The sequence below is a fragment of the Paraburkholderia xenovorans LB400 genome (assembly GCF_000013645.1).
GTDB classification, from domain to species: domain Bacteria; phylum Pseudomonadota; class Gammaproteobacteria; order Burkholderiales; family Burkholderiaceae; genus Paraburkholderia; species Paraburkholderia xenovorans.
Map to the genome: position 1 here is coordinate 1522453 of NC_007951.1, position 13862 is coordinate 1536314.

Genomic DNA, 13862 nt, shown 5'->3' on the forward strand with positions numbered 1-13862 from the left:
ACCCGCTGGACGTGCTTGAACGCCGCCAGTCTGAGAGATGCGTCGGATGCCAGCACGCGGCGGCGCGTGAAGATCCGTTCGGCGGTGTGCGAATGGTGTGTAGGAAGGGCCGGAAATACGGGAAGCGCTGTGCGCAATACAAGGAAACCATCGAATGACAGAAACGACAGAAATGCTCTTCCGTACGCCGCAGGACGCGATGCGGTATGCGTTCAGCTATGCGATGCAGCAGCGAGACAGGCCGCTTGCCGATCGCTTGGCCGCGCCGGCGGCGCGCACCGGCAAGGGGCTGCATGGGAACGATGGCGCCGGGCAGGCTGGCATGATCCGGCGCGAACTGGATCAACTCAGCGATATCGACCGAGCTGTTCTCGTCGCATTGTTTGCGCCGCACTCATATCCTTGTTCGTGCGGTGCCGCGTGCTGCTCACGCCACACCCCCAACCCTGAGTATGCAGCTGCTATTACCTTCCTCGCGGAGAAGGCACTCTCCCAGCTTTCCGGTCATCTGTCCAATTACCAACTGCGGCGCGGCCTTGTGGAGAAAGCCCTTGGGACGAAGATTACGATCAAGGATCTGGCTGCGAAGTGCGAGGTAACCGAGAAAACTGCAGATGCACATTGGCGAATCGTCAGGGACTGGATTGGCGGTACGCCAAAGAAGAAGTCGAAAAAGGCAGCGAAACGGGAGCGCGTCAACGCCGGCGACGGTGTAGCCGACGTCGCGCGCGTCGACGAAGAAGAGGATTCGAAAACGCTCACGGCCGTCGACGGGATAGCATCCAAAGCGCGAAAGAATGCCGACGAATTGCTGTCCGCGCTGTCGTTCATCAGGGCCTAGCGCACTGGTTTGTTGACTTTTACTATTTCGACCGTAAAATACGCCTCAATCTGACACTGTGAATAAGTGTCTCCAAAGCCCCGCCAAAAAATTGCGCGGGGCTTTTTCGTTTGTGTTGGAGGTCTCGCGATGAGCAAACCGGCTTCGAAGGCAGCAGTGCCAAAGGGTGCTCGCCCGAAGCTCGGCCGGAGCGTAATTGTCCGATATCGCTTCGTGAAACCGATGACGGTCGGCATCATCATCGGAGTGTATGAGGCCGATACCGACGACGTCATCGTGCAGGCCTTTCCTGTCGACCGGGAGTCGATTCAGATTCCTGCGATCCCTTACTACAGCGCCGAGCCGGACGATGACGTCCAGTCCGCGGTGTGGCCAGCCTGATCCCGAACATTCTCACCTTTCGCGCAGGTCGCCATCGTGTTGCGGATATCGGTGCGCGCTGATATGCAGGCGGCGGCTCGCAGCCTCAGTGCACTCGAGCAGAAACAGGTGCCGTTTGCTACCGCGCTCGCGTTGACCTCGCTGGTGAAGATCGCCCAGCAGGCAGAGAAGAAGGCGCTGCCTCAGATCTTTGACAGGCCGACGCCGTTCACGGTCAATTCGATCGGCGTCAAGGGCGCTCGCAAGTCCAATCTCGAGGCGACGGTGTTCGTGAAGGACATCGCTGCCGCTTACCTCGCACCGTTTGAGTTTGGCGGTCCACACAAGCTCATCGGTTCGGGCAAGACCTGGCTGAACCCGAAGGACCGTGCTCTCCTGAACCAGTACGGCAACTTCTCCAAGTCCGCGCTGGACCGGCTCAAGGCGCGCCCCGACATATTCGTGGGCACGATCCATACGAGGACCGGCGAACAGATCGGTGGTGTGTGGCAGCGACCAGCGCCGACCAAGGTCATCCAGACCCCTGGCAAGCGGGCTACGAAGGTGCGCGGCGCCAACAAGACAGGTCACCTGAAGCTGCTCATACGGTTCGGTGATGCTGAGCCGGTCAAGCAGCATCTCGACTTCGGATCACGCGCAGAGGCGATCGTGAAGGCGAATGCAGCGGCCGAGTTTGCAAAGGCGTTGGCCAAGGCGCTCGCAACAGCCAAACGTCGGTGAAGCGTGCGGGCCGGCGTGCCCGCAGAGCCCGGCCCAGCAAGGCTTTGCTGGCAGTGCTCAAAAAATAGGCAAATCCGGTCGTCGCACCACGTTGGTGCGGGTCCTTCCCACCGCCCTACCGGAACGCGGGCACTGCGCGCGCCCGTTCTTCCCGTTCTTCTGAGTAAAAAAAACGCGTTACACGTTACACGGCAGTGACGCGGCGCACGGCGCAAACCCTTATGGCAACTGGCGAGACTGGTGTAACGCGGAAAAATCGCGGCGTTACACAGAGCGCTGGCGCCGTTACACCGGCGACGATCGGGAAGGCCGCGCTCTGTGAAGCGCTAGGGTGGACGCGGCCGCGGCTCGATCGACGCCTCGACGGCGATGGAAATTTTCCGGTCGCGAAACGTGGCACGCGCGCCGGCGGCTGGGAATTCGATCTCGCCGCAGTCCGGACATACCTCGGCGTCGCGCCGAAGGAAGCGGGCGAGCCGACGCCGGCGCCGGCATCGAAGACGCAGGGCCGCGCGCCGATCGACTCGCGCACGCCGTTCGCTGAACCGAAGTACACGGTCGTGCCGCCCGCCGGCGTCGAGCCAGTTGTGCATGCGGGCGAGCAGACGGCGCGGCAGCGACGCGATGCGGTACAGGCGGAGATCCTGGAGGACAAGCTGCGGCGCGATCGCGGTGAGCTCGTGCAGGTCGAGGTCATGCGCCAGGTGTTGAACACGATGCTTGCGCATCTCGGTAAAGGGCTCGACAGACTGTCCGACCAGGTCGTCGAGCGCTGTGGTTTGCCGGAGGAATACGCGGACCAGATTCGCGCGGTGACCGACGATCTGCGTCGCGCAATGGCGGACGAATTACGCGTGCTGCTGGAGTAGCACGATGCTCGAACTCGAATATGCCGACCCGTACCAGGTCGCGCGCGAGTCACTCAGCTCGCTTGTGCCGCCCGAGCGGCAGACCGTCGCAGAGTACGCGGTGCTGTACCGGCACCTGTCGAACCAGGGCGGCGGTTATGTCGGTCGCTGGCACCACGAAAAAGCGCCGTACCTCGTCGGCCCGATGGAGACGCTTACGCGTCTGGACTATCTGACGACGGTGGTCGTCGGGCCGGGGCAGTCCGGCAAAACGGAGATCGCGCAGAACTGGTTGCTCAAGTCGGTGGCCAACGACCCGGCCGACATGCTGTGGTACATGCAGACCGACCCGGGTCTCGAGTCGTATGTGAAGAGCCGGATCAATCCGATGATCGACTCGCATCCCGAAATGGCGATGCGTCTCGGGTCGAGGCCGATCGACGACTCGCTGCACTTCAAGCGTTTCGACGGCATGCGCGTCGAGTTCCTGTCGGCCGCGCCGAACAACGTCATCAACAAGTCGGCGCCGCGGATCGTTGCCGACGAGGTGGACGCCTACGACAAGGCGCTTGGCGACGTCAAGACTCTGCTCGATGTGCGCCGGCAGACTTTCCAGCGTCAATCGATGCTGCTGGCGATGAGCCATCCTGACCGCGCGCGCGGCCTCGTCCCGGATCGCGACTGGTCGGAAGGGATCATGGCCATGTACGGCGACAGCGATCGCCGCATCTGGTATTGGCCGTGTCCACACTGTGGCGCATGGTCTAGTCCCGTTCCGATCGCGGCGCGCTATATGGCGCTGCACTATGACGAGAAACAGACGCTCGATGAGATCGAGCGGAATACGCGGCTCATATGTCCAGTGAATGGATGCCTCATTGAGGACCGCGAGCGGCGCGCGATGAATGTCGCCGCGTTCCGGTCCCCGTTCGGTGGATGGATCGGAGACGGCCAAGAGATATCGCAGGACGGGATTGTCACCGGCGAACTGGTTGCGCGCAAAAGCGCGGGCTTCTGGATCGTCGGCGCGATGTCGCCATTCATCCTGGGCGGCATCGGCGGTCTCGCCCGGGCGAAGGTCAAGGCAGAGCGCGAGCTGGAGGTCAGCGGCGAAGACATGGCACTCCGCCAGGTCACGGTCAAGCAGCTCGGTTTTCCCTACGCAGCAACGCGCGGCGTCGGTTCGATCGACGCGAATGTGCTGGCCGAGCGCGCTGACTCGGAACTGAAGCTGGGCGTCGTACCCGAAGGCGTGCGCTTCCTCGTGACGGGCGTCGACTGTCAGCTCGCGCACTTCGAATGGCTCACGCGCGGTTTCGGCATTGACGGCGAAAGCTGGGTCATCGACAAGGGGCGCATACCCGGAGATCCCGCGACATCTGCGGAGGACTGGGACCAGATCATCAATCTGATCAAGCGGACCTATCCGCTCGCCGACGGATCTGGTCGCGCGATGCCCGTCCGTGCGCTGGGTTTTGACAGCTACGGGCAGCCGGGCGTAACGCAGCAAGCCTATGCCGCGTGGCGCCGCTGGAAAAAGGCGGGTCTCACACGGTTGATCGGGAAGATCTCTGGCCGCGATGCGTGGACGGTCATTCCGACGAAGGGTGCCGACAAGCTCGCCGCGCCGCGCCTGATGGTCGTGTATCCGGACACATCGCGCAAAGCAAACCGGGCGGCCTCGAGTGGTGACGTTCCAGTCGCACGTTTCAATCCGAACCTGTTCAAGGATGACCTGGCTGGCCAGTTGCAACTGGCTGAGCCGGGAAAGCTGTATGTGCATTTTCCGCATGCGTTGCGCTCGCAGGAGCAGCCGCACGTGTGGTTCGAGCAGCTTACTTCCGAGACCCGCACGAAGAATGGCGGTTGGGAGAAAAGCGCGGCAGGCCGTCGGAACGAGGCGCTCGATCTGATGGTGATGACGCACATGCTCGCCCAACTGCATGGCCTGAACCGCATCTCGTGGGATAAGCCGCCCTCCTGGGCAAAGCCGTGGGACACCAATTCGTCTCTCGTCGCGGTGAGCACGGCTTCGACAAGCCCCGGCTCAGCCGGATCCACATCGTCGACGGCGCCGCAAAGCGCGCCGCGCGAGAAGAAAAAGTCAGCAGTTCACCGGTACCGATAAACATGGCCACAAACGATCTCTGTTCGCCGCTGTACGGCATGACCGATGCGCAGCTGCAGGCCGCGCTCGCGGCCGCCCAGCAGGCGTATATCGATCTGCGCACTGGCGACAAGGCCGTGACGGTGGCATATGCGCAGGGCGATGGATCGCGTAGCGTCACGTTCCAGACCACGAACCTTGCCGCGGTCCGGATGTTTATCCGTGACCTGCAGGCAGCTCTCAACCCGGGCGTGAAGATGTGCAAGCGCCGCCGCATGGTTCCGTTGTTCTGATGAGCAGCGCCGCCATACTGGTCGACGCGAGCGGCCGGCCGCTGCGCGCGCGCGCGAATACCGGCGCCGGTCCGGGTACCCTGGCGAACAACGTCGGCCGTGCGTTCTTCCCGTATCAGGCCGCGGACTGGCAGACGCAGGAGATGGGCGCGTGGCTGCCGTGGATCCGCTCACCCGATGCCGAGATCAACCAGTTCCGCGACCGCATGGTCGCGCGCTCGCGCGATCAGGTTCGTAACGACGGTCGCTCGAGCGGCGGCATCACGCGGATCCTCGACAACGCCGTCGGCGCGTCGCTGCGTTTGTCGGCCGCGCCGGACTATCGCGCCCTCGCCGAGATCAGCGGAGCAGCTTTCGATATCAAGTGGGCGAACGAATTCAGGCGTGCAGTGGAGGCGCGTTGGCGCCTCTTTTCGAACGACTTCGGCCGCTACAACGACGTGTCCCGTCAGCTCACCGTCTCGCAGCAGCTGCGTCTCGCGCTGCGCCACAAGCTGATTGACGGTGAGGATCTGGTCATCAATTACTGGATGCCGGAACGGGTGGGGCGCGGCGGCGCGCGATATGCCACGGCCTATCTCGTCGTGGATCCTGACCGCCTGTCGAATCCCAACCAGATGGTCGACACGCGCCACATGCGCAACGGCGTGGAAGTGGATGAAAACGGCGTGCCGCTGGCATACCACATCCGCAAGGCGCACCAGAACGACTGGTACAACTCTGTCGAAAGCATGATCTGGGAGCGCGTCGAACGCGAGGACGATGACGGCTGGCTGCGCGTGATCCACGACTTCGAGCGTGACCGTGCTGGCCAGAACCGCGGCGTGGGCGTCTTCATTCCGGTGCTCGCCCACGCAAAGATGCTTGCGCGCTACTACGGCATCGAGCTGCAGGCGGCGGCCCTCGCCGCGTCGATTGGTACGTACGTCACGAGCCCATATGATCCGTCGGAAGTTCAGGACGCGGTCGGCGGCGAGGATCACGAGCTCGGCTATTACCAGGGTCTCCGGGCGGAATGGAACGAAGAGCGCCCAGCGATGTTCAACGGTGTGCGCGTGCCTGCGCTGGCCCCCGGCGAAGACATCAAGGCGTTCACGTCCGACCATCCGCACAACGGCTTTACCGAGTTCGTGCACGAGATGCAGGGTTGTGTCGCATCCGCCCTCGGGATTTCGCTCGAGCAGGTTACGCAGGACTGGTCGAGGAGCAACTACTCGAACATGCGCGGGTCACTGCTGGAGAGCTGGAAGACGCTCATTCGACGCCGGCTCGAATTCTCTGCAGGCACCGCGACGCCCATGTACGCGGTTTGGCTTCGCGAGTCGATGGAGAACGGCGAACTCCCCCTTCCGGCCGGCGCGCCCGATTTTCTCGATGGGGTGACCGCATACGCGGGCTGCAGCTGGCTCGGGCCCGCACGCGGTTGGGTGGATCCGGTGAAAGAGCCGCAGGGTTCGATCCTGAAGATGGATGCGGCGCTGACCACGCTCAAGCAGGAAGCCGCCGAGCAGGGATCCGACTGGGAGGAGCTGCTCGATCAGCGTCAGATCGAAATCGAGGCCTTCCGCGAACGTGGCATCCCGCTACCCGAATGGGGCGGCAGCGAGATGGCCACGCGCACCGACGAACCTCCCCAGGAGCCGCAGGCAGCATGAGCAACTATCCCCATCTTGCAACGCGGCTCTTCAACGTGCCGATCGCAATCGCGCCGCAGAAGGCCGAAATCGTAATGGCAGCGCTCGCGGATCGTTTCGGAATCGCGAAGATGTTCCGCGGCGGCGGCGACGTGGTGGTGCTGGCTGACGGTGGCGCGCAGGCATTCCTGCAAAGCGCCAATACGTCGCAGGCCGACTATCGCCCGTATGAGGTCGTGGAGGGGGTTGCGATCGTTCCTATCGAGGGAACGCTTGTGCACAAGCTCGGCGAATTGCGGCCGTACTCGGGGATGACGGGTTACGACGGCATCCGCGCCAATCTGAGCATGGCGATGGCCGACGAGAGCGTTCGAGCGATTGTGCTCGATATCGATTCGCCGGGCGGCGAGGTCGCCGGCTGCTTCGATCTCGTGGACTCGATCTATGCCGCGCGCGACGTCAAGCCGATCTGGGCCATTTGCACCGAGAGTGCCTATTCGGCCGCGTACGCGATCGCGACGGCGGCGAGCCGGATCATCGTCCCGCGCACCGGTGGCACCGGCAGCGTCGGCGTCATTTGTATGCATGTCGATTTTTCGCAGGCACTGACGAAAGCGGGAATCGAGGTCGAGCTCATCTATTTCGGCGACAAGAAAGCCGACGGCAGCGACATGAAGCCGCTGTCGAAAGACGCCCGCGCACGGTTTCAATCCGATGTCGACGCGATGGGCCAGTTATTTGTTGAGACCGTGGCGCGTAACCGCGGCCTCACTACCGCAAATGTGCGAGGCACACAGGCCGGCACATTCCTCGGCGCCGCTGGCGTCGAAATCGGCTTCGCGGACGCAGTGATGTCGCCCGATGAAGCATTCGCATCCTTGCTCGACGAGCTGGGCTGACTTATCCCACCAACAGGGTAATCACATGAGCAATTTGTTTCGTAACCTGGCTGCGCGAGGTGGTATCAGCTTCGCCCACCTCGGTAAAGGAGCGGCCCGCGCGGCCGACGATACGCCTCCCCCTGACGACAAAGGCGGAAAGAAGGGAAAAGCCGAAGGCGAAGACACCGGCGACGGTGATCAGAACCGCGAAAACGGCGATGGCAAAGCTGAAGGCGAGGACCCACCGCCGGACGACAAGGGCGGCAAGAAGGGCGAAGCCAAGGGAGAGGACGGTCAGGACGACCAGGCCGCCGAGGACGATGACGACGACGAGGAAGAGATGCGCGGTAACAGCGCAGCGGCGAATGCCCGTCGACGTGAGCGGATGCGCTGCGCCCAGATCATGGGCTCGACGGCCGCAGGCAGGAACCCTGTTCTGGCCGCGAATCTCGCGTTCAACACGTCGATGACTCGCAAAGAGGCGCTGGCTGTGTTGACCGGTACGCCGGCCCCCGCGGCGACCGCGCCGGTGTCACGTCGTAATCCGTCGCTTGGCGCCGGCGGTGAACGCGGGGTGAGTTCGGAACAGGCGATCGCATCCAGCTGGAACACCGCCATGCAGAAAGCACGGCCGGCGCGCAAGCGCTGATCCGTCCCACCCGTCAATCGAACCCTCGAGGTAACTCACCATGACGCAAACCCCTCTCATCGAAGGCCGCCACGACGGTGGTTTTCTGGTCAGTGAATCGCGTGGCCACCGTTCCCGCGATCGCGGCACACTCAGCGGCGCCGCAAAGATTCCGGCGGGCCAGGTCCTCGGCCGCAAGGTCGGCGGCACCGCGGCGGCCGCTGCCAAGGCCGGCAATACCGGCAATGGCACTTTCACGCTCGACGCGACGACCCCCGTCGTCGGCAATGCCCAGCCCGGTGTGTACGTCGTGCGATGCACCACCGCAGCGGCAAACGGCGGCACCTTCCGCGTATTCGATCCGACGGGCGACGTGATCGGCGATGTCGCGGTCGGCGCCACCTTCAACGACCAGATCAAGTTCGTGATCGCCGACGGCGCGACGGACTTCGTGGTCGGCGACGAATTCGACGTGACGGTGTCTGCCCTGTCGAAAGCCTACGTGCCGCTCAGCCTGACCGCGACGGACGGATCGCAGGTCGCCTCCGCCATCTCGTTCGCGAACGTCGACGCGACGCTGGCGGACCAGACCGGCACCGTCGTCACGCGTGACTGCGAGGTCAATGGCTTCGAGCTGTTCTGGCCGACGGGCGCATCCGCGAATCAGATCTCCGCCGGCACGGCGCAGCTCGCTGCCCTGGGAATCATCGTTCGCTGATCGCCCGTAGCTCTTCCACGTTTTTCCGATAACAGTCGGCCGCGCAAGCGGCCATTATTATTTCTGGAGCCAAATAATGGCCAGTTTGGACGTGTTTCACCAGGATGCGTTTACGACCATCCAACTGACGACCGCGGTCGACAAATACCCGTTTCAACCGACGGGCCTCGGCGATCTGAACATCTTCGAGCCGGACCCGATCCGCACGACGGCACTCGCGGTCGAACAGCGGCAAGGCAAGCTCGTCGTCGTCCCATTCAGCGAGCGTGGACAGGAAGGCACGCAACGTACGACGGAACAGCGTGAAGCGCGTTACTTCAAGGTGCCGCGCATCATGCATGCCGACACGCTATACGCAAACGAAATCCAGGACATCCGCGCGTTCGGTACCGAGTCCGAGCTCATGCAGGTGCAGGCTGAAGTCGCGCGCCGTCTCAATGGACCCACGGGCCTCACGAGCAACATCGAGTACACGTGGGAGTACCACCGTCTGGCCGCCGTGCAGGGCATGCTGCTCGACGCCGACGGCACGGTGAAATACAACTGGTTCGACGAATTCGGCATTACGCCACCGAGCCTGGTTCCGTTCAATCTGTCCGCACAGACTCCCAACAGCCTACGGCCCATCGTCAATGGCATTCGCCGGACGATGGCGCGCAAAGCGCAGGGCGCATTTCTGCCGACGACGAAGATCTTTGCGTTGTGCGGCGACCTGTTCTACGACGAATTGACCAATCACACGGACGTGATTCGGACCTACCTGAACTGGAGTGCGGCATCGGAGCTGCGCGACGACAGCCAGGGTGCTGCGTTCGAAGCGTTCCCCTTCGCCGGCGTGACCTGGTCGAACTATCGCGGCTCGGACGACAACACGACGCTGAAGATTCCGGACGATGAGGTCCATTTCTTCCCGGTTGGCGCGCCGGGCGTCTTCCGGGTGGCGTACGCGCCTGGCGAATCGTTCGAATGGGTCAACACCCCGGGCAAGCCGATCTATGTGATCCCGATCTACGATCGCGACCGCAACTCGTTCTGGAAGATGGAAGCGTATTCGTACCCGCTTCACATCTGCACGCGGCCGGAGGTTCTGCAAAAGGGCCACGCAGGCGCCTAAGCCGTGCCGTTCAACTGGCGCGCCGTCACCGACAAGATGAACGGCGTAGTGATGCAGACGTTCGGCGAGAACGTGCGTGTGCTGTATATGCCTGCGTCGGGGGCGACGCCCTACGAAGTTGACGGGGTGTTCGACGAGGCGTTCCTCGATCTAGTTGTTGTCGATGGCGTCCAGGTCGCGACCGTCCAGCCCCGACTCGGCATTCAGGTGTCGCAGTTCGAGGCAGCGCCTGTACAGGACGATCAGTTGCATATCAAACGCACTGGCCTGATCTACGTCGTGCGCGAGGCCCGGCTCGATGGATGGGGCGGGGGCGGTTTGATGCTCAATCTCATAGGTGGCGATGGTGGCTGACCCAACTGGCCGGTCGACCATGCGAAAGATGGTGGTGGCTGCATTTCAGGCGGCTGCAGCCGCGCCGACGATCCAGTCACCGGGAGACTGGAGCACGCCTCCGGCGAAGTTGCCGGCGATTCTGGTGCGTTGTGGTGATGACCAGAAGATATCCAACGGAAACATCGGCGAAACGCAGTTCAATACTGACCTCGTGATCGAGATCCGCGGCATCGTTTCTGGCCCATCCGGCGAGGCCGCACAGGACGCGCTCGAAGATCTCGGCGCAACGATCGAAGACATCCTGCTGCGCAACGTTGCCATTCGTGCGCAGACGCAGGACTTTCCGATGATCGCGACGGTAACGGAGATCAAGTCGGAGGGTCGTCTGCATTTCGGCGCCGTGAGCATGGCAGTGCACTTCCAGATCTATGAGGCATTCGATCCGGACGTGGAGACCACGCTCGAGCGAATGACCGTGACGGCTGATCTGAGAAATGTCTTCGACGCCAGCGGCACTTATCCCAACCCGCCTTTCCCCGACGCAGTTCAGCCAGCGCCGCGCACTTCGGGCCCCGACGGGCGCGCCGAGGGCGGCTTCGATATTGAACTTCCCCAATAGGAGCGACGCATGTTCGTCAAACCCGCACCGGGTCTGAAGATTCGCGACCCTGAACTGAAAGACCTGATTCCGGATGAAGGCCGGAACGTGTCGGACGACGATCTGTATTGGCACCGCCGCCTGCGCGATGGTGACGTCGTCCTCGTTGAAAAATCGAATGCGTCGGCGGTTGCACAGCCCGCGCGTAACATCGGGAGCGAACAATCGTGAGCGTTCCGTTCAAGAATATTCCTGCTGGCGATCAGATCCGCGTGCCGCTGTTTTACGCGGAGGTCGACAACAGCCAGGCCAATACCGCGACGCAGTCCCAGCGCGCGCTGATCATTGGCCAGATCACGGCCTCGGGTACCGGTACCCCCAATACGCCGACGATCTGCCAGGGCAAATCGGATGCGAAGACCGTCGGCGGCCCGGGCTCCATGCTCGCGCTGATGACTGCTGCGTATCGAGATAGCGATGACTTCGGAGAGGTCTGGTACTTGCCGCTCGCGGATGATGGCAGCGCAGTGGCCGCAACGGGTTCGATCAATTTCACGGCGGCCGCGACGGCCGTAGGTGTGCTCTTCCTGTATCTCGCAGGTCAGCTGGTCACGCAGACGGTGAATGCTTCGCTTACCGCTGCGCAACTCGCAACGGCGCTGGTGGCGACAGTCAATGCCGCGACCGATCTGCCGGTAACAGCGGCCGTCGACGGCACGACCACGAGCAAGGTGAACTTTACGGCGAAGAACAAAGGCCTCGCCGGCAACGATATCGACATCAGCGTGAATTATCGCGGCACGGCCAATGGGGAAGTGACGCCGGCCGGCCTCACGTTCGCTATCACGGCAATGAGTGGGGGCCTGGTGAACCCTTCGCTGACGGCGGGTCTCGCCAACCTCGCAGATATGCCGTTCGACTTCATCGTCATGCCCTACACGGATGCGACGTCACTCGATGCGGTCAAGTCTTTCCTCAACGACCAGAACGGGCGATGGGCATGGTCGAAAGGCATCTATGGGCATTTCTTTGCGATGTATCGCGGTACGGTCGGTGCTCTGACCACGTTCGGCGTGACGCGCAATGATCAGCATGGCAGTGTGATGGGCTTCAATGGTTCGCCGACGCCGGCGTGGGTGGGTGCGGCCGATTTGTGTGGCGCTGTCGCCGTCTCGCTGCGTGCAGATCCGGGGCTCCCGCTTCAGACCGTCGCTCTCTCGACATTCCTTGCCCCGCCGGTCGCATCGCGCTTTGCGCTACCGGATCGCAATACGCTGCTGTTCGACGGTATTTCCACCTTCACCGTCGCCGACGACGGAACGGTCGCGATCGAAAATCTGATCACCACGTACCAGAAGAACGGCTTCGGACAGCCCGACAACAGCTATTTGCAGGTCGAGACGCTATTCCTGCTGATGTATGTGATCCGACGGCTGAAAGGCGTCGTCACCAGCAAATATGGCCGCAAGAAACTGGCAGCGAACGGCACGCGCTTCGCACCGGGCGCGAACATCGTCACGCCCAACATCATCCGGGCCGATCAGATCGCTGAGTATCAGGCGATGGAATTCGAGGGATATGTCCAGAACAGTGATGCGTTTGCCGCGGGCCTGATCGTCGAGCAGGACGCCCAGAACCCGAGCCGCATTAACGAGCTGTGGGACGGCGTTCTCATCGACGGACTGCGAATCTTCGCGCTGCTTGCCCAGTTCCGCCTCAGTTGATATGGAGTTGAAGTTTTGCCCGGGCTGCTGCACCGAGAAGGCAGCAACCTCAGAAAATTTCAGTCGTAATCGGCGAACGCGCGACGGACTTGCTTGTTACTGCAAGCCGTGCTATTCGGCTCGATATCGGGATTTCTATGCGGCTAACCGGGCGAGGGAGGTGGAGCGCGGCATTGCCTGCGTCCGCAAACGCCGGGCCGAGAGACCGGAGTATGACCGGGCGTTGAGTCGAGAAGCGAAGCGACGGGAACTTTCGGATCCAGTGAAATATGCCGAGCATCTCGCTCGTGGCAATGCATGGCGGATGGCGAATCCCGACAAAGCGAAGGCTTTTAAGCACAACCAAAAGCCGTTTCGGGCTGCCCGTGCAGCAGCCCGAAAAGCGAGGCTGAGCCAAGCTTCGCCGCCATGGGTTGATCTGGACGCAATCCGGTCGATCTATGAAGAGGCAGCCCGGATCACGATGGAAACTGGCATTACGCACGAGGTCGATCACATTGTTCCGGTCATGGGCCGCACAGTCTGCGGGTTGCATGTCCCGTGGAACCTTCGGGTCATTCCTGCGACGCTGAATAGGAAGAAGTCAAATCGTTTCAATGAGTAACTTGCTTCGGATCTTTTGCAGCCAACACCGCCTTCGGGCGGTTTTTCTTTTTGCGAGCCATAAATGTCGAATACCACGAACCGCATTGCCGGGACGGCGTATCTGACGGTGGACGGGACGACCTACACCGTTGCTGGCGACTTCGAGTACGACCCTAGCTCCGTCACCCGCGAAACGCTATCCGGGCAGTCGGGTGTCGACGGTTTCAGCGAGAAGCCGAAGCCCGGCCAGATCAAGGCGACGCTGCGCGATATGAGAGGGCTGTCGCTCGCCGCAATCAATGCGATGGACGACGTGACTGTCGTCGCTGAGCTGGCGAATGGCAAAACGATCATCGGCCGCAATATGTGGACCGTCGATCCTCAAGGCTCGAAGGCCGAAGACGCGACGAATCCTGTCACGTGGGAAGGCCCGAGCGTAACGGAGAACTGATCG

17 protein-coding genes are annotated in these 13862 nt (G+C 62.3%); all 17 read left to right on the forward strand.

Annotated elements, in window-relative coordinates; all coding sequences use genetic code 11:
• Positions 1-154: 154 nt before the first annotated feature.
• The 17 genes from BXE_RS43275 to BXE_RS06865 all read left to right on the forward strand — a co-directional run bounded on the left by BXE_RS43275 (position 155) and on the right by BXE_RS06865 (position 13859).
• Positions 155-841: a hypothetical protein gene (locus tag BXE_RS43275; RefSeq protein WP_011487623.1), complete on the forward strand. Its 687-nt coding sequence runs from the start codon at positions 155-157 to the stop codon at positions 839-841.
• Between the two features lie 129 nt (positions 842-970).
• Positions 971-1222 carry a hypothetical protein gene (locus BXE_RS06790; RefSeq protein ID WP_038456563.1) on the forward strand — a complete coding sequence of 84 codons (252 nt, stop codon included), beginning with the start codon at positions 971-973 and terminating at the stop codon, positions 1220-1222.
• A gap of 51 nt (positions 1223-1273) precedes the next feature.
• Entirely contained in the window at positions 1274-1942 is a 669-nt protein-coding gene (locus BXE_RS06795; protein WP_233518813.1) for a hypothetical protein, read from the forward strand.
• Positions 1943-2163: 221 nt separating this feature from the next.
• Positions 2164-2811 carry a hypothetical protein gene (locus tag BXE_RS06800; protein ID WP_011487626.1) on the forward strand — a complete coding sequence of 216 codons (648 nt, stop codon included), beginning with the start codon at positions 2164-2166 and terminating at the stop codon, positions 2809-2811.
• 4 nt (positions 2812-2815) lie between these two features.
• Entirely contained in the window at positions 2816-4918 is a 2103-nt protein-coding gene (locus tag BXE_RS06805; protein ID WP_011487627.1) for a phage terminase large subunit family protein, read from the forward strand.
• A 2-nt stretch (positions 4919-4920) separates the two neighbouring features.
• The gene (gene gpW / locus BXE_RS06810) at positions 4921-5190 is read left to right on the forward strand and encodes a gpW family head-tail joining protein (protein WP_011487628.1); all 270 of its coding nucleotides are present in this window, start codon (positions 4921-4923) and stop codon (positions 5188-5190) included.
• A gap of 143 nt (positions 5191-5333) precedes the next feature.
• Positions 5334-6845 carry a phage portal protein gene (locus BXE_RS06815; protein ID WP_233518812.1) on the forward strand — a complete coding sequence of 504 codons (1512 nt, stop codon included), beginning with the start codon at positions 5334-5336 and terminating at the stop codon, positions 6843-6845.
• Between the two features lie 110 nt (positions 6846-6955).
• Complete coding sequence (locus BXE_RS06820; protein ID WP_233518811.1) at positions 6956-7723, forward strand: S49 family peptidase; 768 nt, start codon at positions 6956-6958, stop codon at positions 7721-7723.
• A 25-nt stretch (positions 7724-7748) separates the two neighbouring features.
• Entirely contained in the window at positions 7749-8354 is a 606-nt protein-coding gene (locus BXE_RS06825; protein ID WP_011487631.1) for a hypothetical protein, read from the forward strand.
• A gap of 40 nt (positions 8355-8394) precedes the next feature.
• Positions 8395-9051 carry a head decoration protein gene (locus BXE_RS06830; RefSeq protein WP_011487632.1) on the forward strand — a complete coding sequence of 219 codons (657 nt, stop codon included), beginning with the start codon at positions 8395-8397 and terminating at the stop codon, positions 9049-9051.
• Between the two features lie 76 nt (positions 9052-9127).
• Complete coding sequence (locus BXE_RS06835; protein ID WP_011487633.1) at positions 9128-10165, forward strand: major capsid protein; 1038 nt, start codon at positions 9128-9130, stop codon at positions 10163-10165.
• 3 nt (positions 10166-10168) lie between these two features.
• Positions 10169-10519: a head-tail joining protein gene (locus BXE_RS06840; protein ID WP_011487634.1), complete on the forward strand. Its 351-nt coding sequence runs from the start codon at positions 10169-10171 to the stop codon at positions 10517-10519.
• Positions 10520-10538: 19 nt separating this feature from the next.
• Entirely contained in the window at positions 10539-11120 is a 582-nt protein-coding gene (locus tag BXE_RS06845; protein ID WP_148222918.1) for a hypothetical protein, read from the forward strand.
• A gap of 9 nt (positions 11121-11129) precedes the next feature.
• Positions 11130-11330 (forward strand): DUF2635 domain-containing protein, encoded by a 201-nt coding sequence (locus BXE_RS06850; protein ID WP_011487636.1) that lies wholly within the window; start codon positions 11130-11132, stop codon positions 11328-11330.
• The gene (locus BXE_RS06855; RefSeq protein ID WP_011487637.1) at positions 11327-12823 is read left to right on the forward strand and encodes a phage tail sheath subtilisin-like domain-containing protein; all 1497 of its coding nucleotides are present in this window, start codon (positions 11327-11329) and stop codon (positions 12821-12823) included. Before BXE_RS06850 ends, BXE_RS06855 begins: the two co-directional genes overlap by 4 nt.
• A 160-nt stretch (positions 12824-12983) precedes the next feature.
• On the forward strand, positions 12984-13427 hold the full coding sequence (locus tag BXE_RS43280; protein ID WP_148222919.1) for a hypothetical protein: 444 nt from the start codon (positions 12984-12986) through the stop codon (positions 13425-13427).
• A 63-nt stretch (positions 13428-13490) separates the two neighbouring features.
• Positions 13491-13859: a phage tail tube protein gene (locus BXE_RS06865; RefSeq protein ID WP_011487639.1), complete on the forward strand. Its 369-nt coding sequence runs from the start codon at positions 13491-13493 to the stop codon at positions 13857-13859.
• The last annotated feature ends 3 nt before the right edge of the window (positions 13860-13862 follow it).